Origin of the sequence: Runella aurantiaca, from assembly GCF_003339505.1 — a bacterium.
Taxonomy (GTDB): Bacteria; Bacteroidota; Bacteroidia; order Cytophagales; family Spirosomataceae; genus Runella; species Runella aurantiaca.
Genome location: NZ_QPIW01000007.1, coordinates 220,344 through 241,523, shown reverse-complemented (window position 1 = coordinate 241,523; position 21,180 = coordinate 220,344). Strand labels below are relative to the sequence as shown.

General features: G+C 45.0%; 21 protein-coding genes. 14 read left to right on the top strand and 7 right to left on the bottom strand.

The window, feature by feature from the left end; genetic code table 11:
• Positions 1 to 92: 92 nt before the first annotated feature.
• From DVG78_RS11470 to DVG78_RS11435, 8 genes are all read left to right on the top strand, one after another.
• Positions 93 to 1,010 carry an AraC family transcriptional regulator gene (locus DVG78_RS11470; protein WP_114461215.1) on the top strand — a complete coding sequence of 306 codons (918 nt, stop codon included), beginning with the start codon at positions 93 to 95 and terminating at the stop codon, positions 1,008 to 1,010.
• A gap of 195 nt (positions 1,011 to 1,205) precedes the next feature.
• Positions 1,206 to 1,658: an SRPBCC family protein gene (locus tag DVG78_RS11465; protein WP_114461214.1), complete on the top strand. Its 453-nt coding sequence runs from the start codon at positions 1,206 to 1,208 to the stop codon at positions 1,656 to 1,658.
• A gap of 114 nt (positions 1,659 to 1,772) precedes the next feature.
• Positions 1,773 to 2,246 (top strand): (2Fe-2S)-binding protein, encoded by a 474-nt coding sequence (locus tag DVG78_RS11460; protein WP_114461213.1) that lies wholly within the window; start codon positions 1,773 to 1,775, stop codon positions 2,244 to 2,246.
• A 55-nt stretch (positions 2,247 to 2,301) separates the two neighbouring features.
• Positions 2,302 to 4,671: a xanthine dehydrogenase family protein molybdopterin-binding subunit gene (locus DVG78_RS11455; RefSeq protein ID WP_114461212.1), complete on the top strand. Its 2,370-nt coding sequence runs from the start codon at positions 2,302 to 2,304 to the stop codon at positions 4,669 to 4,671.
• 31 nt (positions 4,672 to 4,702) lie between these two features.
• On the top strand, positions 4,703 to 5,557 hold the full coding sequence (locus DVG78_RS11450) for an FAD binding domain-containing protein (RefSeq protein ID WP_114461211.1): 855 nt from the start codon (positions 4,703 to 4,705) through the stop codon (positions 5,555 to 5,557).
• Between the two features lie 90 nt (positions 5,558 to 5,647).
• Positions 5,648 to 6,250 carry a DNA-3-methyladenine glycosylase family protein gene (locus DVG78_RS11445; RefSeq protein WP_114461210.1) on the top strand — a complete coding sequence of 201 codons (603 nt, stop codon included), beginning with the start codon at positions 5,648 to 5,650 and terminating at the stop codon, positions 6,248 to 6,250.
• Positions 6,251 to 6,320: 70 nt separating this feature from the next.
• Positions 6,321 to 6,839, top strand: coding sequence for a hypothetical protein (locus tag DVG78_RS11440; protein ID WP_114461209.1), 519 nt, complete (start codon positions 6,321 to 6,323; stop codon positions 6,837 to 6,839).
• A 26-nt stretch (positions 6,840 to 6,865) separates the two neighbouring features.
• Positions 6,866 to 7,660, top strand: coding sequence for a glycoside hydrolase family 25 protein (locus tag DVG78_RS11435; RefSeq protein WP_114461208.1), 795 nt, complete (start codon positions 6,866 to 6,868; stop codon positions 7,658 to 7,660).
• A gap of 44 nt (positions 7,661 to 7,704) precedes the next feature.
• Here DVG78_RS11435 and DVG78_RS11430 read toward each other — a convergent pair whose 3' ends face one another.
• The 3 genes from DVG78_RS11430 to DVG78_RS11420 form a co-directional block, all read right to left on the bottom strand.
• A complete protein-coding gene (locus tag DVG78_RS11430) occupies positions 7,705 to 8,100 on the bottom strand; it encodes a VOC family protein (RefSeq protein WP_114461207.1) in 396 nt (131 codons plus the stop codon).
• 240 nt (positions 8,101 to 8,340) lie between these two features.
• The gene (locus tag DVG78_RS11425; RefSeq protein WP_114461206.1) at positions 8,341 to 9,393 is read right to left on the bottom strand and encodes a TolB family protein; all 1,053 of its coding nucleotides are present in this window, start codon (positions 9,391 to 9,393) and stop codon (positions 8,341 to 8,343) included.
• Between the two features lie 405 nt (positions 9,394 to 9,798).
• Entirely contained in the window at positions 9,799 to 10,512 is a 714-nt protein-coding gene (locus tag DVG78_RS11420) for a YqjF family protein (RefSeq protein WP_114461205.1), read from the bottom strand.
• Between the two features lie 336 nt (positions 10,513 to 10,848).
• On the opposite strand from DVG78_RS11420, the gene pgi reads away from it, so the two are divergent.
• Together pgi and DVG78_RS11410 are read left to right on the top strand one after the other, a co-directional pair.
• Entirely contained in the window at positions 10,849 to 12,498 is a 1,650-nt protein-coding gene (gene pgi / locus DVG78_RS11415) for a glucose-6-phosphate isomerase (protein ID WP_114461204.1), read from the top strand.
• A gap of 141 nt (positions 12,499 to 12,639) precedes the next feature.
• Positions 12,640 to 13,797, top strand: coding sequence for a helix-turn-helix transcriptional regulator (locus DVG78_RS11410; RefSeq protein WP_114461203.1), 1,158 nt, complete (start codon positions 12,640 to 12,642; stop codon positions 13,795 to 13,797).
• Here DVG78_RS11410 and DVG78_RS11405 read toward each other — a convergent pair.
• Entirely contained in the window at positions 13,794 to 14,528 is a 735-nt protein-coding gene (locus tag DVG78_RS11405; RefSeq protein ID WP_114461202.1) for a GNAT family N-acetyltransferase, read from the bottom strand. The two genes, DVG78_RS11410 and DVG78_RS11405, sit on opposite strands and share 4 nt — an antisense overlap.
• 240 nt (positions 14,529 to 14,768) lie before the next feature.
• On the opposite strand from DVG78_RS11405, the gene DVG78_RS11400 reads away from it, so the two are divergent.
• From DVG78_RS11400 to DVG78_RS11385, 4 genes are all read left to right on the top strand, one after another.
• A complete protein-coding gene (locus DVG78_RS11400; protein ID WP_147277056.1) occupies positions 14,769 to 15,263 on the top strand; it encodes an META domain-containing protein in 495 nt (164 codons plus the stop codon).
• A gap of 186 nt (positions 15,264 to 15,449) precedes the next feature.
• The gene (locus DVG78_RS11395) at positions 15,450 to 16,625 is read left to right on the top strand and encodes an acyltransferase family protein (RefSeq protein WP_114461200.1); all 1,176 of its coding nucleotides are present in this window, start codon (positions 15,450 to 15,452) and stop codon (positions 16,623 to 16,625) included.
• A gap of 11 nt (positions 16,626 to 16,636) precedes the next feature.
• The gene (locus DVG78_RS11390) at positions 16,637 to 17,362 is read left to right on the top strand and encodes a hypothetical protein (RefSeq protein ID WP_114461199.1); all 726 of its coding nucleotides are present in this window, start codon (positions 16,637 to 16,639) and stop codon (positions 17,360 to 17,362) included.
• 137 nt (positions 17,363 to 17,499) lie between these two features.
• Positions 17,500 to 18,213 carry a glucosamine-6-phosphate deaminase gene (locus DVG78_RS11385; protein ID WP_114461198.1) on the top strand — a complete coding sequence of 238 codons (714 nt, stop codon included), beginning with the start codon at positions 17,500 to 17,502 and terminating at the stop codon, positions 18,211 to 18,213.
• On the opposite strand, the gene DVG78_RS11380 is transcribed toward DVG78_RS11385, so the two are convergent.
• The 3 genes from DVG78_RS11380 to DVG78_RS11370 form a co-directional block, all read right to left on the bottom strand.
• Positions 18,210 to 19,367: a lycopene cyclase family protein gene (locus tag DVG78_RS11380; protein WP_114461197.1), complete on the bottom strand. Its 1,158-nt coding sequence runs from the start codon at positions 19,365 to 19,367 to the stop codon at positions 18,210 to 18,212. The two genes, DVG78_RS11385 and DVG78_RS11380, sit on opposite strands and share 4 nt — an antisense overlap.
• An 81-nt stretch (positions 19,368 to 19,448) precedes the next feature.
• Positions 19,449 to 20,327, bottom strand: a complete 879-nt coding sequence (gene lipA, locus DVG78_RS11375) for a lipoyl synthase (protein ID WP_114461196.1) — start codon at positions 20,325 to 20,327, stop codon at positions 19,449 to 19,451.
• Between the two features lie 82 nt (positions 20,328 to 20,409).
• Complete coding sequence (locus DVG78_RS11370) at positions 20,410 to 21,168, bottom strand: hypothetical protein (RefSeq protein WP_114461195.1); 759 nt, start codon at positions 21,166 to 21,168, stop codon at positions 20,410 to 20,412.
• Between the last annotated feature and the right edge of the window lie 12 nt (positions 21,169 to 21,180).

The following is a 21,180-nucleotide window of genomic DNA, read 5'->3' as shown; positions in this document are numbered from 1 at the left end:
TTTATTTGTGGAAATAATCATAAAATTGTAAGGATTTGTACTATTAATCAGCTGGCGCAGTCGAAAAGTGTTTTAAACAGGATATTTTATTTATGAACTCTTTTAATTTATCCCATCATCTTCAGTCGCGCAAGTTAGAGCTTGTTGTTGAAAATCGCACCGCCTATACCCTCGAAAATGCCGAGCTCAACATTTATGAAACGCATCAAATTGCCAAAAATGTGGAGTTGACTTTCAGCAATCCTGTATTGGCAAGCATGATTCGGGGTAAAAAAGTGATGCACCTCGACAATTCACCCTCGTTTGATTTCCTGCCTGGCGAATCTGTCATTGTGCCCGCCGACCAAACCATGCGCATTGATTTTCCCGAAGCCCATTTTGATAATCCCACCCAGTGTTTGGCGCTGGCCATTTCTCCTTCCAAGATAAAACAAATTGTTGAAACGCTTAACGAAAAGGCTCCCTTGGTGGATAATCAACAAGGATGGCAATTTACGAACGAGAATTTTTACTTCACCAATGAGAATTCCATTCACCTGCTCATTCATCGTTTGATTTACATCTTTACAGAAAACAACGAAGCAAAGGATTTTTTTGCTAATCTGGTGCTGCAAGAGCTTATCGTGCGTTTGATGCAGACCAAAGCCCGTAATGTATTGACCAACCACTTGCCGCAATTGGCCAATACAAATCGTTTGGCTTTTGCCGTCAAATATGTTCAAGACAATATTCATAAAAATCTAACCGTCCGAGAGTTGGCCGACAAAGCCTGCATGAGCGAGCCTAATTTTTTCCGTTGTTTCAAACAGCAATATGGTATTACGCCCGTAGAATACATCAATCAGCAACGTATCCAGTTGTCAATCAAGCTGCTGCGAAATACGCAGTACAGCATTGCCGATATTTGTTTTGCGTGTGGGTACAACAACCTCAACTATTTTCTGAAAGTATTCAAAAAAGCGGTTGGAACAACTCCCGCCAACTACCGTCGACAGTTTATTGTCTTCTAATCACCACTCAACGCTTCGATAAACCAAACCGCCTCCTTCGTTCTCGTAGTTGATAGAATAGTTCTATTTTTTAAGATTATAGTTTAAAGCCTTATCAAGGGGTGTTTTTACATTTGAATATTATTTTATCAATAAATTTTATAAATTTATTGGGCGAGTTAAATGGCATTACCCTAAATTTAAATCTTACATTAAATGGAACTAAACGGTAGTTATATTCTTCCCGCTTCAACGCAGAAAATCTGGGAGATGCTCATGAATCCTGATACGCTGGCGAAAGTTACGCCGGGTATATCGCGGTTAGAATTGGAAAGTGAAAATGTATACAAAGCCATTGCTGAAGTGAAAATTGGCCCTGTTTCAGGGAAATTTGAGGGGAAGGCAGAAGTGCTTCACCCCGTTGCCGCCGAAAGCTTTACCCTGAATGTCCATCAAAATAGTAAAATTGGTAACGTATCAGCCCACATTAAAATGCACCTGAAAGCGGTTTCTGAGCATGAGACCGAGCTGTCTTTTGCGGGTAAGGCCCATATGTCGGGACTGTTGGCCCGCACTGGCAACCGCGTGATGAGCGGCGTAGCCAATACCCTTACGAAGCAATTCTTTCAGAATTTTGAAGATGAATTGGCGGCAAAAGCAGAAGTATAAACTGGCTTTTTCTCCTGTGTTTTTGACTTTGTTTCGTTTTAATATTTATTCGATAATACCCTAAAAACCAATTGAATCTGTGCGCAAGCACCTAACTTTTACTTTACCTACATTATGCCAAAAATCTCATTAACCGTAAACGGAAAAACGCACACCCACGAGGTAGAGGGGCGTTTGTTGCTGGTACATTACCTACGTGATACCCTCGGCTTGACGGGGACGCACGTGGGCTGTGATACAAGTAGCTGCGGTGCCTGCACCATTCATTTGGATGGCAAAGCCATCAAATCCTGCTCGTTGTTGGCGGCTCAAGCCGATGGCAGTAGCATCACCACGATTGAAGGACTCGCGCCCGATGGCGAACTTCACCCGTTGCAGGAAGGATTCAAAGAAGAGCATGGATTGCAGTGCGGCTTCTGCACCCCAGGAATGATTATGTGCGCGGCCGACTTGCTCAGCCACAATCCCGACCCTTCAGAGCAAGAAATCCGCGAAGGGCTGGAGGGAAATATCTGTCGTTGCACGGGTTATCACAACATCGTACGGGCCATACAGTACGCGGCGCAAAAATCGGCGGTTGCGGTTTAAAACAGGTGGCTGAATCCGATTTAAAACATTTCCATCACTCTCCAGAAAAAAGAAAATGAGCAATAAATTCATTGGTAAATCCGTAAAACGCGTTGAAGACAAGCGTTTTATTACCGGAAAAGGTCGTTATACCGACGACATCGTGCTGCCGGGTATGACTTACGCGTACATTCTGCGAAGCCCTTATGCCCACGCCCGCATCAGAAGCATTGACTATTCAGCCGCCGAGGCCATGCAAGGCGTGGTGACCATCATGACGGGCGAGGAGGTAGGCCACTATGGTGTGCCTTGTGGGTGGCAGGTAAATTTCAAAAATGGCGACATTATGAAGGAGCCGCCGCATCCGTTGTTGGTAAAAGATAAAGTGCGGCACGTAGGCGATGCCGTGGCGATGGTTGTGGCCGAAACCCGCGAATTGGCGCAGGATGCGGCCGAAGCCATCATCATTGATTACGAAGTTTTGTCGGCCATTACCGACGCCTCCAAGGCAGTACTGCCTGGGGCTCCGCTGGTGCATGACGATGTTCCGAATAATATTTGTTTTGACTGGGAAATTGGAAATCCCAAAGCGGAAGTCGATGAGGCAATGGCAAGTGCTCACCACGTTACATCGTTGGACTTTGTTAATCAGCGCCTTTCGCCCAACGCCATGGAGCCGCGCAGCTATATTGGTCAATACGACAATGTTTACGATAAATATACCCTTTATACCTCCACCCAAAACCCCCATTTGATTCGTCTGCTGATGTGCGCGTTTGTGTTGGGATTGCCTGAGCACAAGGTTCGCGTGGTGGGGCCTGACGTGGGCGGTGGTTTTGGAAGTAAAATATACCATTATACCGAAGAAGCATTGGTGACGTTGGCCTCCAAAAAAATTGGTCGCCCCGTAAAATGGACCGAAACACGCTCGGAAGCATTTCAGACCGACGCCCACGGACGCGACCACGTAACGCACGCTGAAATGGGCTTTGATGCCCAAGGAAATATTGTTGGTTTGCGTATCAAAACCTTTGCAAACTTGGGAGCCTATCTTTCTACCTTTGGTACGGCAGTTCCTACGTATTTGCACGGAACGCTGTTGCAAGGCTTGTACACCACGCCCAAGATTCACTTGGACATGACCTGCGTTTTTACCCACACCACGGCTGTAGATGCGTATCGCGGAGCGGGACGTCCGGAAGCTACTTTCTTGCTGGAGCGCTTGGTCGATTTGGCGGCGTTGGAAATGGGAGTAGACCCGGCCGAACTGCGCCTCAAAAACTTTATTCCCGCCTTTGACGGGGTAACTCAACCGGGCTATCAGACCAATGTTGCGTTGCAATACGACAGTGGCAATTACCACAGTGTGTTGGAGAGAGGCCTAGAAATGCTTGGTTATGAGAATTTTAGAAAAGAACAAGCGGAGGCGGCCAAGACCAATAAAATTCTGGGGGTAGGCTTCTCTACCTACATCGAGGCCTGCGGTATTGCGCCGTCGGCGGTGGTTGGTTCATTGGGCGCTCGCGCTGGTTTGTACGAAGTGGGGCAAGTAAGGGTTCAACCTACGGGAAAAATCAGCGTGTTTACGGGCGCGCATTCCCACGGACAAGGTCACGAAACGACCTTCGCGCAAGTAGTGGCTGACCGCCTGGGTATTCCGATGGAAGACGTTGATATTATCCACGGTGACTCAGATACAGTGGCTTTCGGAATGGGAACCTACGGCTCGCGCTCGTTGGCGGTGGGAGGAAGCGCCATTGTGAAAAGTTTGGATAAAATCATTGAGAAAGGTGCCAAAATCGCCGCCCATAAATTGGAATGTTCGGCCGATGATATTGAGTTTAAAGATGGGAAGTTTACCGTAAAAGGAACCGACAAATCGTTGAGTTTCGGCGATATTGCCTTGACGGCGTACGTTCCGCACGTGTATCCTGCCAATTTAGAACCGGGCTTGGATTTTAGTAGTTTCTATGACCCCACCAACTTTACGTATCCGTTTGGATGCCACATTGCGGTGGTTGAAATCGACAAAGAAACGGGCTTTACCAGAGTGAAACGCTTTATTGCCGTCGATGACGTAGGTAACGTGATTAACCCTATGATTGTAGACGGACAAATTCACGGTGGATTGGCGCAGGGAATTGGTCAGGCTTTGTTTGAAGGCGTTGAATTTGACGAAAATGGGCAAATTACCAACGGTAGCTACATGGATTATACCATGCCACGCGCCGACGATCTTCCAATGTTTGAGTTGGACCGTCAGGTGACGCCTTGTCCACATAATCCGTTGGGGGTGAAAGGCGCAGGCGAAGCAGGCTGCATCGGTTCTACGCCCGCCGTGGTGAATGCCGTGATTGACGCGTTGTGGTCTGCTGGCCATAAAGTCAAAGATGTGCGGATGCCCATGACCCCCGAGCGTGTTTGGAAAGCAATGCAACCAGCCTAATTTTTTGTTTCACTAATTCACTCTTTTAAAAATGATTCCATCATCTGTTGACTATACACGCGCCAGTTCAGTAGGGGAGGCTATTCGCCTCCTTGCTGAAAACCCTGACGCTAAGTTACTGGCAGGCGGCCACAGCCTGATTCCTGCCATGAAATTGCGCCTCAATAGCCCCGCTTTGCTCATTGACATTGCCCGTATTGCGGAGCTACGATTTATTGAAGATACAGGAAATGCCATCGTCATCGGGGCCGCAAGTACCCACGCCGATATTATCACCAATCCGCACCTCAAGGGCTTGACGGCCATGATTGAGGCAGGAGAATTGATTGGAGATACGCAAGTTCGCAACATGGGAACGCTCGGAGGTAGCATTGCTCATGCGGACCCTTCGGCAGATTGGCCCGCTGTTTTGCTGGCTTTAGAGGCCCAAATCAAAGTGCAGGGCGCAGAAGGTGAGCGTATTATTCCCGCAGCTGAGTTTTTTACTGGATTTTTTAGTACCGCACTCGATACGGGCGAGATTGTGACGGAGATTCATCTGCCGAAGCCTGCGGCGGGAAGCGCTTCGGCTTATCGTAAATTTATGCAACCAGCCTCGCGGTTTGCCATTGTGGGTTGCGCTGCGTCGGTATCGGTAGAAGGGGGTGTCATTTCTGCGGCCAACGTGGCTTTTACGGGGGTTTCTGATGCGGCCTTTTTGGACGAAGGTGTTGCCTCGGCGTTGATTGGAAAACCAGCGACGCTCGAAAACATCGAAGCGGCGGCATCAGCCGCTGCCGAAGGAGATATGCACATCAATGAAGACCATTTTGCTTCGCAGGCCTATCGTAAACATTTGGCGAAGGTATACGCCAAACGTGCATTGGCGGGGGCGTGCGGTTTATAGTCATTCCCTGTTTGTTTTTTATTACCTGTAGAATGGGCGGCCGAAAGGCTGCCCGTTTTTTTGTAACTTTCGCAAAAAACAGCCTTTTCAATGCTTCCGGAATCTTACCTCGCATCAAAAGATGCCACATTGGCCACCATTATTGAATCTACGCCTACGTTCAAAAAAACGGATTGGAACAACGATGTTTATCTAGCATTGCTGGAAAGCATTGTTTCGCAACAAATTTCGGTCAAGGCCGCCGATTCTATCTTTGCCCGTTTTAGGGCGCTATTTGAGGATTTGTATCCGCACCCCGAACTGCTGCTGCAAAAATCAAACGAAGAGCTGCGCAGCGCGGGCCTTTCGTTTCAAAAAATCAATTATCTGCAAAATGTCGCGGTTTTTGCTACTGAAAAAGGGATTGATTACGAACACCTTAACCGCCTAAACGACGACGAAATCGTGGCTTATCTCACGCCGATTAAAGGGGTTGGGCGTTGGACAGTGGAGATGTTGTTGATGTTTGTGATGGACCGCCCCGACGTATTCCCCGTTGATGATTTGGTGATTCGGCAGAAGATGGTGCGGGCGTATAATTTGACCGAAACGGGTCGTGTATTGCATAAGCAACTTCATATAATTGCTGATAATTGGCGCCCGTATCGAACCATGGCTTGCCGTTATTTATGGCGATGGAAGCCCGAGGGCTAGCTCCATTTAATAAATTGAAAACCAGTTTTTGCGTAAAAATCGTTATTTTGCAGCCCAAAATTGTTTTTTTATGGATCAAAAAATCCTGACGAGCAAGCAATACTTTAAACTTTTATTGCTTGTGTATGGTGTGATGTTGGTGGCGCAGGTAGGGACAGGAACCGTTTTCTTTTTTTTACGCAGTACCCAATCGAAGTCAATGCCCAATGAAGTGACACTCGGGCAATTATTTGGTTATTTGGTGCCTTGTGCGGCGGTTATACTTCCACTAATGGGAATATTATTGGCCAAAAAAACAATTAAAGCGTTAAGAATTAATGATTTATTGTCGGATAAGCTTCGCAAATATCAGAGTGCGTTGGTTTTTAAATATGCCTTTTTTGAAGGGGCAACTTTTTTTTCATTGGTGGCTTATTTTATCACGGGAGAGCTGTTGCATTTAGGAGTTGCGGGTGCACTTGTGATGGTCTTCCTGACCCAACTTCCCACCCGAAATCGGGTTTTTAATGAAGTACCTTTGTCAACTTTGGATGAGTCAAAACTCAATAATCCAGATGCAGAGGTAGCGGCTATTCCTGTTAAAGACTGATTTTTTCTTCTAAAATTTGCCTACTTATGGCGCGTCGAGTTTCCACCCCATCTTCTCCCAAAAAACGTGCATTGCCTCCCATTGGTTGGGGGGCTATTGTGGCACTTGTGTTGCTTGTCGGAGGAGGTATTTGGTATGTTAATCGTCTGAATACCAACGAATGGCGGCACGTTTCAAAAATTGGAATTCGGTTGCCGTTCAAATATTCGATTCACGGAATTGACGTTTCTAAACACAACGGACGCATCAATTGGCCAGAACTGCGACAGATGCGTTTTGAAGAATTGCGTCTGCAGTTTGTTTTTATCAAAGCCACAGAAGGCGCTTCGTTGACCGATAAAGACTTTAAAAATAACTGGAAGCAGGCAGACGGCGTAGGGCTGTATCGTGGAGCGTATCATTTTTATATCCCTTGGCGAACGCCCGAATCGCAGTTTGAGAATTTCAAGCGCTCGGTCAAACTCAAAAAAGGAGATTTGCCTCCTGTGCTTGATTTTGAACTGGGTACCAATGCATTATCCCAAGAGCAGGTCATTGCAAATCTAAAAACATGGCTTACGTTGGCCGAAAATTACTACGGAGTGCGGCCAATCATCTACACCAACGCCGATTTTTATCGCCGATACATCAAAGAAAACTTTGTGGGCTATCCACTCTGGATTGCTGATTATTCGGGCTGGACCCTCAATCGTTACGACGATGCCGTCATTCATTTTTGGCAACATTCCAAAAGCGGTTACACCGACGGTATTCGTGGCCCAGTCGATTACAACGTTTTTTTGGGTGATGTGGGAGATTTGAAAGCACTTTGTTTGAAGTAAATTAAGCCACTAGAAAAATTTTTTGGTTAGGCCTTATTTATGAATTACAGGTCGATTTTTTGGCCAAAACAGTAACATAACCCGTCGGGAGCAACCACAAAAAAGACTTTGTAGCTGACCCCGTATTTCTGAACTTGAAAATCAGCCTCTTCTTTTTCATAGCCGTTGGCTTTTAGCTCTTCAAAAATAGCTTCGACGTCGTTTACTTCAAAAAAACAGCCGTCTTGCGTGGGGTCACCTCCGTTTTCGGCAAGGCCGATTTGGATGGTATCTCTTGCCAGCGTTGCTCCCTTAAAGGGGTGTTCGTGACGTGACACAACCTTAAATCCCATGAGGGTTTCGTAATAGGGAATCGCAGTTTCTAGATTTTGAACGGGCAGATTCATGGCATCTTTTTGGTAAGGCCACACATTTTTGAGTACTGCTTTTGAAGTTTTCATCGGTATAAAAAGTGTATGTTTTGTTACCCGTCAAACGGTTTTGTTGCTGTATTATCTAACCGTCAGACGGTTTTGCTACTTTATTATCTAACCGTCGGACGGTTTTGTTACTGAATTATCCAACCGTCGGACGGTTTTGTTGCTGTATTATCTACCCGTCAGACGGTTTTGTTACTGTATTATCCAACCGTCAGACGGTTTTGTTACTGTATTATCTAACCGTCAAACGGGTAATTGTGCCTAGTCAACCCAATCGGCAATGTACAAATTTGTATCGCGAGAGCCGGGGGCGTTGTTGCGGTTGGAGCTAAAAATGAGCTTTTTACCGTCGTGTGAAAACATCGGGAAAGCGTTGAAAATGCTGTTGTTGGTCACTCGTTCCAACCCTGTTCCGTCAAGATTAATGACATATAATTGAAAATCATATCCACGCTGTGAGTGGTGATTTGACGAAAATATAATTTTGTCGCCTTTGGGCGTAAAATACGGCGCCCAGTTGGCTTTGCCCAACTTAGTGATTTGGCGTAAATCAGTGCCGTCAACGTTGCAGGTATAAATTTCCATGTCAGTGGGGGCAACCAAGCCCAACGAAAGCAATTTTTTATATTCGGCCACTTCCTCTTCGGTTTTGGGGCGGGAGGCCCGAAATACCAATTTTTTGCCGTCGGGAGAGAAAAAAGCACCGCCATCGTAGCCCAATTGGTGGGTGATACGTTTTACGTTTTTGCCATCAATGTCCATGATGTACAGGTCAAGGTCGCCGTCGCGGGTGGAAGTAAACACGATTTTGTCGCCTTTGGGTGAAATCGTGGCTTCTGCATCGTAGCCTTTTTCGGTGGTCAATTGCTTTACAATCTTCCCTTTAAGGTCGGATACGAAAATGTCATAAGTGTCATAAATGGCCCACAAATACTTGTTGAGGTAGGCTTTGGCGGGAGGCGGGCACGAATCGTTACCGACGTGCGTACTGGCAAAAAGAATGTGTTTGTCGCCGGGCATGAAATACGAGCAAGTGGTGCGTCCTTTGCCCGTGCTGATAAATGTCGGGCGCTCGTCGGGATTAGTTAAGCCTTTGTTGACGTCCAAATAAAAAATCTGGTCGCACTGCAAGCCCCACTTGGGGTTATTGGATTGAAAGCTGACGAATTGGTCGTTGAAGCTAAAATAAGCCTCGGCGTTGTCGCCACCAAAAGTGAGTTGTTTTACGTTCTTGAGGTGTTTCTCTTCCCCCGACTGCGCGAAAGTTTGTAATGATATAAGCAAAAAAGCGCTGAATAAATGATTGATTCTCATGAGTTTTATAAGTGATTTTGCGTTTTACAAAGAACGGTAGAGATGCGCATAAAAAACAGCTTTAAGCCCATTTTTTGATGATTTTTGTCATTTTAAAAGGCATCTTTCTCGCTAATTTTGAGCCAAAACTAATGTACGTGAGAAAAAAAATGATAATTTTCTTGTTTGTATTTAATCTAAATAAACTACTTTTGCGTTAGTATTAGAAACATCAAAACCACAATGAACCTCTCAGAAGTATCTGCTTGCTCACTTGTTGAAACCGAAGAAAAGTTTTTTACGAAGAACTCATTCATAGGCTGTGCGTTTGCCTGCGACCTGAAAAAATGCTGTAAAGCCTACAAAAAGAAGGGTAAGCACTGCAAAAAATGCCCTAAAGTGGACTAGTAAATAGAAGCTAAGTAGTTACAGTTTTTGTGCTGACTTAACGACGATGGCTGAACCTTCGGCCAACAGCGCAGAATGGGGAGATTGATGGGAAAGAAACCCAAAATCATGCCCGTACACTGCCTCAAAATTCACATCGACAATATGCGTTTTGACGGGATAGACTTCCCAACGCGGATGCTCAACGCCGTACTCGTACGTGGTGAAGTTGTCATATTTTGTATATCCCCAATAATGCTCGGTGATAAATTCTTCCAAACTTCCTGCCGCAAGCGGAATGGACGTAGCGTCGGCTAGAAGTTCCAGACGGTTCCATTCCTTTTGTTTCCATTCGTAACTTACCCTTAGTTGCTCATTGGCGGTTTGCCATTCGTGACGCATGGGCAGAGTGACATAAGGCTCATTATATACGACGTTGGCTACCCAACTGACGGCGTATTTTGGGACAATTTCCTTCACAAACGTAACGCCCCGTTTCCATTGACCCTCTTTTGTGCGGTGTTTGACGTAAAACCGCAAATTGACTTCCTCAAAGGTGGTATGAAAGGGTATCGGAACGCCCAAAAGGCTCACTTTATCGAATAAGAAGCCAATCAAACTCACAAAACATTCGCCTTCAAACAAATCTAGTTCGGTATGTTTGGGGACGAAAGGTTGCAGCAAATCGGGGGAGACGCTATAATTGACCATTGCCAATTTGCGCCATTCGGCAGTGAGAAACGAAGTGAGCATGATTGTTTGCTGTTTTTGAGAAGTTTTTAAAACGTGGGCGAAGGCAAATGTAGCATCAAATAGGCAGCTTTGTTACTTCGCCAATGCTGATTCTAAGACTTTTATTAAGTCTTTGCCGTTGTGTTGGGTGGGTTTAGGTATTATTCAATAAAATATTAAGTCTTTGTACTGGCGATTTCTCAAAACCGCCTACACAGGCAACCTATCCTGAGAAATTGCCCTTGATAACGTAAAAAATCAAAGTGTTTTGCTTCAAAATACACTTTATGTGACCAAAATGTGCGGGAAGCCGTCGAAAATCCTACTTTTGCATATTCATAAAAAATCACCAATCAGATGTTACAAGCCATTCCTTTTGACCAAACGGCTGCTTATCGCAAGCTCAAAACTCATCACAAGAGCATCAGCAAGAAGCATTTAAAAGAACTTTTTGCCGAAGACCCCAACCGCTTTAAAAAGTTCTCTATTCGTTTGGGCGACATCGTAATTGACTATTCTAAGAACCGAATCAATGGACGGACGTTGGCCTATTTGTGCGATTTGGCGCGGGAATGCCAATTGAGCGAGGCCATTGAGAAGATGTTTACGGGCGATAAAATCAACGCGACCGAAAAGCGCTCCGTGCTGCACGTGGCCCTCCGAAATCGTTCCAATACCCCCGTACTCGTGGATGGCAAAGACGTAATGCCGGATGTGAACGAAGTGTTGGAGAAAATGAAAGGGTTTTCGGAAAAAGTACGCGGTGGCGAATGGAAAGGTTTTTCGGGTAAAAAAATCACTGATTTAGTCAATATCGGCATCGGTGGCTCCGATTTAGGCCCCGTAATGGTGACGGAAGCACTGAAATCATACGGTAAAAAAGGATTGAATGTGCATTATGTTTCCAATGTAGACGGAACGCACATTGCAGAAACACTGTCGGGTTTGAATCCCGAAACAACACTGTTCATGATTGCTTCCAAGACGTTTACCACGCAGGAAACCATGGCCAATGCGCACTCGGCGCGCCGCTGGTTTTTGGAAACGGCCAAGGAAAGTACCCATGTGGCAAAACACTTCGTGGCTATTTCAACCAACCGTGCAGAAGTGGAGAAATTCGGCATTGACCCCGAAAACATGTTTGGTTTTTGGGATTGGGTCGGCGGACGTTATTCGTTGTGGTCGGCCATTGGATTGTCGATTGCTTGTTATATCGGTTTCCAAAATTTCGAACAGCTTCTGGCGGGGGCTCACGATATGGACAACCATTTTCGGTCGGCCCGTTTTGAAAAAAATATCCCAGTTGTGTTGGCTTTGTTAGGGATTTGGTATAATAATTTCTTTGATGCCGATACTCAAGCGATTTTGCCTTACGACCAATATTTACACCGTTTTGCTGCTTACTTCCAACAGGGAGATATGGAATCAAACGGTAAGAATGTGACGCGGGGCGGAGAGAAAGTGAACTATCAGACGGGGCCCATCATTTGGGGGGAACCGGGTACCAACGGCCAACATGCTTTCTATCAATTGATTCACCAAGGAACCAAGCTGATTCCTGCCGATTTTATTGCGCCTGCGCTAAGCCACAATCCTATTGGTGAGCACCACAAAATGTTGCTATCCAACTTCTTTGCCCAAACCGAAGCCCTGATGAACGGCAAGACCTACGAGGAAGCTGCCGAAGAACTCCGCAAAGCAGGAAAATCGGAAGACGAAATTGCGTTTTTAGCTCCTTTTAAAGTCTTTGAAGGAAACCGTCCGACCAATTCAATCTTGGCAAAGAAAATCACACCGCGCGTATTGGGAAGCCTGATTGCGATGTATGAGCACAAGATATTTGTGCAGGGTATTATCTGGAATATCTTCAGTTTTGACCAATGGGGGGTAGAATTGGGCAAACAGCTTGCCAACCAAATTTATCCAGAACTCCAAAATGACTGGCCCATTGACGCTCACGATAGCAGTACCAATGGCTTGATAAACCAGTATAAACGCTGGAGATAGCGTTGATGAACTACTTAACAGAAAAACCGAAAAATGGTAAATGTAAAATGATAAAGTAAGAAAGTCACACTGTGTAAGTTTCACTTTTTCGGTTTAACATTTTACGGTTTTTCTGTTTCTTCCCTTAATTCCTCTGCACCTATGCCTGTGCCTATTCGCATTGATTTTTTTGCCATTGTGATTTTATTAGGCGTTGTGCAGGGCGTCTTGTTGGGAGGGCTTTTTCTGACTGGAACCCGCGCCAAGAGCGTGTCAAACCGAATGATGGGCTGGACAATGTTGGCTTTTTCGGCGGCGATTCTTGAGGTATTTTTATGTTATTCCAATTATCAGTTTCAATTTCTGTGGGCAGATAATTTTGCGGAGCCAACCAACTTTTTACTGGCGCTTTTGCCCTACTTTTTCGGATATACCCGCCTGCACGGCCACTTGCCCAAAGGTTGGCGTTGGCATCTGATTCCCTTCGCGTTTTGGTGCGTTTATTCGGTATTTTGGCAGTTCCAGTCATTAGATTATAAATACAATTCATACATCAGCGCGTGGCACCCAGAGTTGCCTTTCCGCACGTTTACATATTGGCTTCCCGAAGATCCACTCTATTTGCGCGACCATGTGAATGATTTGACATTGGTGAGCATGGCCGTTTACATGGCTCTGTCATTAAAAGAAATTTACGGGGCTTTTAAAAAAAACGATACGCCTTTTTTTACCCTTCACCGAGTTGTGCCTTTGACCCAACTACGGAACTTTAACTTGCTTATTTTCTTGTTCCCGATTGTTTTTGTGGTGGTAAAACTCAACTTTAAACAAGATTTAGGAGATTATATTCTGGGGAGTTTAACCACTTTTTACATTTACCTCACGAGTTATTTATTGATCAATCATTCGGTGCTGTTCAAGGTGGAATCTGCGGGCGCTGAAATCAAAAAAAAGTACGAAAAGTCCTCTCTTTCTGACGATTATGGTGAAACAATTCTGCAAAAATTGCAAACCTATTTAAAGGAAGAAAAACCCTACCTCGAAAACGACATTACCCTTCCTAAACTGGCCCAACGGCTCTCGGTTTCGCAGCATCATCTTTCGCAAGTGCTCAACGACCGGCTTAATCAATCTTTTTTTGATTTGATGGCGACGTACCGCGTAGATGAGGCCAAAATGCTATTGGCTGACAAAGCACTTTCTCACCTCAAAATCGACGAGATTGCGGAGCGTGTTGGGTATAATTCTACGTCGGCGTTCCATACGGCGTTTAAACGCATTACGGGCAAAACACCCGCGCAGTTTCGGGCAAATAATTAATTTTTTATAGTCCCCAAAAGCATAAATCCTGCTACTTTAAAACCCGCTTTGAGCAGCGCCGCTTTTGACGCTTTGTTGGCGAGTGCACAACGAGCTGCCGGAACTCTTCCCTGTTGATAACACTCTCTTTTCAGTTCTTGAATCAGATAGCTGCCCAGACCCTTTTCTCGTTGATTTTCTGTAACTTCCATAAATACATCGGCAAAAGGAACATTATAATGTAGCATGATTCCACCCGTAGCTACCACTTTTTGTTGGTACTCCAACACGTAAGTTCCCGAACATTCTACGTGCGGGTCGTCATCCTTGCGAAGGCGAAACTGCACTTCGGGAGGTTGGAGGTCGGTCACAAAATGGTCTTTAAAAAGGATGACTTGTGCATTAACATCCCGCGCAAACTCGAAGGCTATCGAGCTAAGTAGCGCGTCATTGCTCTGGTATTCAAGGTAAATGGCCTTAGAAATTTTAATCAATTCTTCTAAAAACGCGGCGGCGTATTTACGATATGCGGGAATGAGGTAAAACTCAAAAATGGTATCTCTATCGGGAATCTCTTGGCCTTTGAGAGAGCCATAGCCAACGGTGTGTTGCCCAAGCGTAAATCGGTACGAATCAGTCCATCCTCGTTCATGACAGGCATTGTATCTGATTTGAAAATTGTTTTCTTGAAGGAATAAAGAGCGAAAAGGCTTAATGGTGGCAAGAGTGGTTTTTTGTACTTTTAATTTCATATAGGCGTTGAGTAATAAAACCTAAAGATAGGTATTTTGTAAAGATAGAAAACAGCCATTTTGTTTCTTTTAGGATAATAATTTCGGTTTCGTTAAACGGAGTTTTTGTTGAAATACAATGGTAATTTGTTGTAAATGAACTGTTAAAATTTGCTTGTAAAACATAAAAAATGAGGGTAGATTACAACCAAATCGGTTTAAAAGATGTCTTGTACGTAGTTGTTAGCCATCGATGCACCCATGAAAACTTTCTTTTTAATTTCTTGTCTGGCGTTTTTAATAACGATAAGTGGCTGCAAAAAATCTTCCGCTGTCATTGAAGTGCCTAAGGACGTGCAAATGGCAAGGATGAAGGCGGACTTCAGTTGGTTGAATGGAACCGACTGGGTCTTGAAAGATTACGCTGCCAATCCTTTGCCTGCAAAGCTAAAAAATACCTTAACCTTGAAATTTAAAAAACAATCTGATACTAGCTATCAGATAAGCGGACGCAGTTTTGTTAATTGGTACGGCGGAGCTTTTAATTTGGATGAAGAAAAAGGGCTCGTGGTCAACAAAGAGCATTTGGTGACCACCGAAATGGCGGGCCCGCCCGAAAGCATGAAAGCCGAGGAGACGTATTATCAGCATCTTCAAAAGGCTTCCTACTTTAAAATTGAGGGAAATGAACTTTGGCTTTACATCGGTTCTAATACTAATGCGGCCGAAGAGGTCATGTATTTTACAAAAAAGTAATTGGTTTCTAAGTTAGTAATGAATGACTGCATAAGCAGTTGATTGAGCGTTGATTTTAAAAATGCCCTCTATTGCATCAGGAGGGTATTTTTTGTGCTTGCCGATAAGCACGAACTTCGACTTTGTCGGCAGATAGGGCTTAATTCCCAGTAAGGTTGTTGTTTTGCATCAAATAAAACAACAACCATGAAAAACGTACATACAGCCCCTGCTCCGCCTTCATCTATCTCCGCTACTCGCCGCTATGACCTCGACTGGTTGCGGGTGATTTGCATTGTTATTTTGCTTTATTATCACGTCGGAATGATTTATGTGCCTTGGGATTGGCACATCAAAAGCGCCGAAAAAAGTGAAGTCATGCGGTGGATTATGATTTGGCTGCATTATTGGCGTATGCCGCTTCTGTTTTTCATTTCTGGCGCAGGAACGTACTTTGCCCTCAAAAAACGAACTTACAATGGCTATGCCCGTGAGCGTGTTACGCGGTTATTTGTGCCGCTGGTGTTCGGGATGTTTGTCATCGTGCCCCCACAGATTTATTACGAACGCCTATTTAACGGTGTTCAATTCAACGGCTACGGTGATTTTTATCGAACGGTTTTTGATTTTATTCCTTACCCCAAAGGCAGTTTTAGTTGGCATCACCTGTGGTTTGTGGCGTATCTATTTTTGTTTTCGCTGGTTAGCATTCCCGTGTTTCGTTGGCTGAAAGCAGGCAGCGGTTTAAAGTTCATGGACTGGACAGAACGCCTAGTCGCCCGTAAGGGGGGGGCGCTTTGGTACGCTTTGGTCATTTGTATCAGTCAGGTGATACTGCAAAATTTTTATCCCGATGAGACGCACGCCCTCATCGACGATTGGGCCTATTTTACCTTCAATCTCTTGCTGTTTTGGGGTGGATATATCCTGGTAAGTCGCCCCGTATTTTGGCAAATGATGCTCAACCAACGCCGTATTTATGCTTGGGCTACGCTGAGTACCACCGTTATTATGTACAGCTTATACATCGCGATTCGGTTTTATCATCCAGCGTGGGACGATGTTTGGTGGTGTGATTTGCTTTGGGATATAAATTCGTTTTGCTTGACGTGGTTTTCGGTCTTGGCTTCCATTGCATACGGACATCACTACCTCAACCGCCCGCATCCTATTTTGCCAAAACTCAACGAAGGCGTTTATCCATTTTATGTTTTGCACCAGACCGTTATCGTTGCTGTGGGCTATTACTTACTCAAACTTGACTTAGGCGTTTGGGGAGGTTTTTGGGTAATAAGCACTTTGTCATTGGTGCTAAGTGTTGGCTTATATTGGTTGATTATTAAACGAGTAAAAATCCTGCGTTTGGTCTTTGGGTTAAAATAACCCTTTGGTAAATGTCATATAAAAAGTACGGCAATTCTGAACTGTTTGATGATAAAAGCACTATTGATGTGCGATTTGAAGGAGAGGAGGTGCTTCTTATCAAACAAAAAAAATGGACAACAAAAGAGCTAGAAGACCAAGTGGCCAATTTGCACTATTCTGGCGAAAACCTGCCCAAAGACCATGCGGTAGAAAAAGCCCGGCTACCGCCCTTTGCACTGTCTTTTTATAAATTCGTTTTCTTCAAATCACGTTTGCCTGATGAAACGGAGTTGTGGAATTATTACCTAAAACAACATTTTACCCCCGTCGATGGTGACTGTGTTCAGGTGTACATCAGGGGCACTGCAAAGACATTTGTGGCTGATTCGGTAAAAGCCCGAATGTTGCGGAGCTATCCATCCTTGGTGAGGGATTTTCACTTTTACGTGCTTTGTTTGACTTCAGACCGATTTGAACGTGTACGTTATTCGTTGCATCAGGATTATTTTGACGGTATTGATTTATCCGTCGTTTATGCGGGTGTGGAGTTTCAAGTGTCTATTCTTCTCAACTCTCCAAGGGCGCAAATGTACAAAAGTCAAAAATATAAACGTCACGAAGAACGTCCTCAAAATGAGGTAATTATGCTATTTGATTTGAGCCGTTCTTTTCACGAGAGAGGAAAAATAAAGTTGTTTTCCGAAAGGAATGTGCAAGAATTGATTGAAGAATTGAAATTGCGAGTAGCAACCTGATTATTGATGGTTGGCCCAGAACACTTCGTTCGGGTTTGAGAACCCGAATGCACATGAAGGCACAGATTTTTAGGCAAAAATGAGTAGAAAGCGCGGATTTGTTTCTAATAATAGGAAAAGCAACAACCAATTTTCTGATGAATTATCACGTTTTTCCTACCTACGAAGCGCTTTCTACCCACGCGGCTGACTTTATATTGGCGTATGTTCGCAACCACCCTACTGCCACTATCTGTGTTGCTTCGGGCGAGACTCCCTTATTGACGTTTCAAAAAATTGTGGCCAACGCGCAGCCTGACGATTTTGATCAAGTAACGTTTGTGGCCTTGGATGAGTGGGTAGGCATTGCCCCCGATAATGCCGGGAGTTGCCGTTCTTACATTGATGCCCCGCTGATTAAACCTTTGGGAATCAGACCCGAACGAGTTTCGTTTTTTGATGGCTTAGCATCGGATTTAGAAGCAGAATGCCAACGTGTCAATGACTTTATTGCGAGCAAAGGAGGACTGGACATCATCATGGTCGGCATTGGTTTGAACGGGCATTTGGGCTTGAACGAACCGGGAAGTTCTTTTGAATCCTACGCGCACGTGTCGGAGTTGGAAGAGGTAACGGCTTCTGTAGGGCAAAAATACTTCCAGTCAGAAACACCACTTACCCAAGGCATAACGGTAGGTTTAAAGCATTTTTTGGAGGCCAAAACCGCCATTGTTTTGGCAAATGGCCCTCGAAAAAAAGATATTATTAAACGGGTATTGGAAGAACCCATCAACGAAAGCCTGCCTGCAACGGCCCTGAAACTGCATTCCAACGGTCATTTGTGGGTTGATGCAGCGGCTGATGCCAGCTAGATTCGTTTTCGCAAAGCATCAAAAACCCCTTTCGTAAAAGCCCACAGCGGTACGGTTGACATAATCTTGAGGTCTTCTAGGAGGGTAGTGTCTTCGTCCAAAAAGGCAAAGAGGCGGGGCGTGGGGTTTTTTTTGTAAAGAGCCGTAAAAACATCTTTTCCTGAAGCACGGTTTTTGAGTAATACATTCAGCAAAGTGCTGTCGAGCAGTTCTTTAAATCGCTGTCGAAACTTCTTGGGCTCGTGCAGCGGCTTGCCCACCGTAACGAGATTACGCACCAACTCCTGCGTAAAGCGTTGGGTACGTTGGAAAGCATACCCAGTTGATGCCTTCACGTACCCTCCCGCCGTTCCGATCCGAACTACGTGTTGGCCAATGTGTTGAGGTGTTGGCTCGTCAGTCATGGGAATCACGCCGAATTCTTCATGTTCTATGCTGAAATTTTCAATTTTGAGAAAATCCCGGATGTATTGGTGAAGCTCAAAATCGTATTCGGTGGGAGAGAGGAGGCTGTCTGAAAAAACCGTGTACTCAATCATGGCCCGCGTAGGACTTTCGGGCAATACGTACATAAATCGTACCCCAATGCCTTTTTGTTCTACCCGATAGTCCATCATCGTGGGACATTCGGGGTCAAACACGGGTTTGTCGGTGATGATTTCCCAACCTTTGAAGTGCTGAAGCATGTTATGGCAATCGTCCAAATCCAGCCGAAGAGGTTTGATACTGTCAAAAACGTATTCGCCCAAATATTGGTCTTTGTCGGTAATGATAAAGCCACCGTCAGGTGTGTCTTTGAGGCGTTCGATGCGCTCGTTAACAAACTTAATGTTTGGATTACCAGCCAAGTCTACTTTGACAAAATCATAAAAGTCAATTCCGCGCAGCCATTTGTAGGAGTAATCGCCTAAGTCGAGCGACGAAGAGAAATTGGTGCCGTGAAAAAACACCTTTTGCCATTTGCGGTGCACTATTCCATCAAATGGACTTTGATTATCTTTTTCCCAAAAACACCAAGTCCGGTCATTTTTGGTCTTGGTGTCTTGGTCAATAATAAGAATGGATTTTTCGCGCAACACGGTTTGGTTCATGTAATAAGCCAAACTCAGCCCTGCCAATCCGCCGCCTGCTATGATGAAGTCGTATTTCTGCATGGAAAACTTATGCGTAATGACCTTCTAAGGCCAGTATGCGGATGGGCGTTATCAGAAACCTTATGAGCAGTTTAAATGATATTAAATCGGCACATTTACGTGGCGTTCTGAGTGATAGCTTGATCGGACCAATGGTCCTGATTCGACGTACTTGAGGCCGCGTTTGAGTCCTTCTTCGCGATACATTGCAAAGATTTCGGGATGAATCCACTCAATCACCTCATGGTGCATTTGGGTGGGTTGCAGATACTGACCCAGGGTCAAAATATCAAGTCCGTGCGCCACCAAATCGTCCATGGCCTGAAACATTTCGTCCTGAGTTTCGCCCAAGCCGAGCATAATTCCCGATTTAGTACGTTTGCCAAAGTCTTTGGTTCGACGGATTTGCTCCAAACTGCGTTCGTATTTGGCTTGCGGTCGTACGGCGCGGTAAAGTCGAGCTACTGTTTCTACGTTGTGAGAAACCACTTCCTGACCCGCAGAAATCATTCGTTGTAGGGCTGCCCAGTTGCTTTTTGTATCAGGAATCAAGGTTTCAATTGTGGTAGAAGGACTCAATTCTTTGGTCAAAACCACCGTTTGGTGCCAAATTTCGGCCCCACGGTCTTTAAGTTCATCACGGTTTACGGATGTAATGACGGCGTGTTTAACCCCCATGGTTTTGATGGCTTCGGCCACGCGGCGCGGCTCATCGACGTCGTATTCGTTGGGGCGGCCAGTGGCTACGGCGCAGAAACTGCAACTACGGGTGCAGACATTGCCCAATATCATAAAAGTTGCGGTTCCTTCTCCCCAGCATTCGCCCATGTTTGGGCAATTGCCGCTTTCACAAATCGTGTGGAGTTTGTTGGTATCTACGATGGTCCTGACTTTTTTGTATTCAGGCCCAACGGGCAATTTTACTCTTAACCAATCTGGGCGTTTTTTGCGCTCTGAAGTTATAACGGGAAGTTCTATCATTTCTGAAGTTAATTGTTGCCAGCTAACAGTTATTTGTAAAGATTTTTTCAGCGATTGACAAATAACTAACTGTTAGCGAAGGCTATTTCTTGTTACCGAAAAACAAAGTTACGTAACCAGAAGTGAACAAACTACGATTTTCGGCAAAAGGTATAATCACGGGGGCTTTGCTGAAGAGTTCGGTCAGGAAGCCAATCTCCAAACCAGTGAGATTGCTCCGAAAGGCACTCAATTCAAAACTGAACGCGATTTTGGCATTGACGCCCGGCACGATTTTCGATTGTCCGATGCCTTGCATAATGTTGCCAGCGCCCAAAATATTGCCCAAATCGGTGTGTTTAATCGGGTCATAAGCTTCGGTACGAACCACGCCGGGGCGTACTTGGTACTGAATAAAATACGGTTTCAATATCCCCAATGAAGCGCCGACGGCCAATATCCCGTTGATGGAAATCCCTTCTTCATTGTTGCGGTTGGAAAGGATGATTTCACGGCCATATTGCGGACGCAACGCAAAAAGATAATTTTGTTTGCCGGGCGTAAATCGTGCGCCCGTGTTGCTTGATTGAGCGAGTTCTTTTGGGTGTCGTACGTTGACCAATTCAAGGGCTAAATAACGGTACTGCGCTCTTCCAAACAGGTCTTTATCCATTCGGGTTGAATGTCGAACCACCAATCCACCCAACAGGCCAGAGTTGGTATTGGTCGTAACTCCGTAGGTTGTTATGGTAGAATATTCTTCCTCCTCGTCTTCAAGGTTTGTTTTAGCACGACGCTGCTGACCCCATGCCACTTCGGAAAGGAGCAAAAAAGCCAGAATTATGGTTGAGATAGATTTCATCAGACTTAACAA

Excerpts from the sequence above, each read along its gene's own strand:
- DVG78_RS11470 (WP_114461215.1), top strand. The coding sequence starts at position 93 with ATGAACTCTTTTAATTTATCCCATCATCTTCAGTCGCGCAAGTTAGAG.
- DVG78_RS11465 (WP_114461214.1), top strand. The coding sequence starts at position 1,206 with ATGGAACTAAACGGTAGTTATATTCTTCCCGCTTCAACGCAGAAAATC.
- DVG78_RS11460 (WP_114461213.1), top strand. The coding sequence starts at position 1,773 with ATGCCAAAAATCTCATTAACCGTAAACGGAAAAACGCACACCCACGAG.
- DVG78_RS11455 (WP_114461212.1), top strand. The coding sequence starts at position 2,302 with ATGAGCAATAAATTCATTGGTAAATCCGTAAAACGCGTTGAAGACAAG.
- DVG78_RS11450 (WP_114461211.1), top strand. The coding sequence starts at position 4,703 with ATGATTCCATCATCTGTTGACTATACACGCGCCAGTTCAGTAGGGGAG.
- DVG78_RS11445 (WP_114461210.1), top strand. The coding sequence starts at position 5,648 with ATGCTTCCGGAATCTTACCTCGCATCAAAAGATGCCACATTGGCCACC.
- DVG78_RS11440 (WP_114461209.1), top strand. The coding sequence starts at position 6,321 with ATGGATCAAAAAATCCTGACGAGCAAGCAATACTTTAAACTTTTATTG.
- DVG78_RS11435 (WP_114461208.1), top strand. The coding sequence starts at position 6,866 with ATGGCGCGTCGAGTTTCCACCCCATCTTCTCCCAAAAAACGTGCATTG.
- DVG78_RS11430 (WP_114461207.1), bottom strand. The coding sequence starts at position 8,100 with ATGAAAACTTCAAAAGCAGTACTCAAAAATGTGTGGCCTTACCAAAAA.
- DVG78_RS11425 (WP_114461206.1), bottom strand. The coding sequence starts at position 9,393 with ATGAGAATCAATCATTTATTCAGCGCTTTTTTGCTTATATCATTACAA.
- DVG78_RS11420 (WP_114461205.1), bottom strand. The coding sequence starts at position 10,512 with ATGCTCACTTCGTTTCTCACTGCCGAATGGCGCAAATTGGCAATGGTC.
- pgi (WP_114461204.1), top strand. The coding sequence starts at position 10,849 with ATGTTACAAGCCATTCCTTTTGACCAAACGGCTGCTTATCGCAAGCTC.
- DVG78_RS11410 (WP_114461203.1), top strand. The coding sequence starts at position 12,640 with ATGCCTGTGCCTATTCGCATTGATTTTTTTGCCATTGTGATTTTATTA.
- DVG78_RS11405 (WP_114461202.1), bottom strand. The coding sequence starts at position 14,528 with ATGAAATTAAAAGTACAAAAAACCACTCTTGCCACCATTAAGCCTTTT.
- DVG78_RS11400 (WP_147277056.1), top strand. The coding sequence starts at position 14,769 with ATGAAAACTTTCTTTTTAATTTCTTGTCTGGCGTTTTTAATAACGATA.
- DVG78_RS11395 (WP_114461200.1), top strand. The coding sequence starts at position 15,450 with ATGAAAAACGTACATACAGCCCCTGCTCCGCCTTCATCTATCTCCGCT.
- DVG78_RS11390 (WP_114461199.1), top strand. The coding sequence starts at position 16,637 with ATGTCATATAAAAAGTACGGCAATTCTGAACTGTTTGATGATAAAAGC.
- DVG78_RS11385 (WP_114461198.1), top strand. The coding sequence starts at position 17,500 with ATGAATTATCACGTTTTTCCTACCTACGAAGCGCTTTCTACCCACGCG.
- DVG78_RS11380 (WP_114461197.1), bottom strand. The coding sequence starts at position 19,367 with ATGCAGAAATACGACTTCATCATAGCAGGCGGCGGATTGGCAGGGCTG.
- lipA (WP_114461196.1), bottom strand. The coding sequence starts at position 20,327 with ATGATAGAACTTCCCGTTATAACTTCAGAGCGCAAAAAACGCCCAGAT.
- DVG78_RS11370 (WP_114461195.1), bottom strand. The coding sequence starts at position 21,168 with ATGAAATCTATCTCAACCATAATTCTGGCTTTTTTGCTCCTTTCCGAA.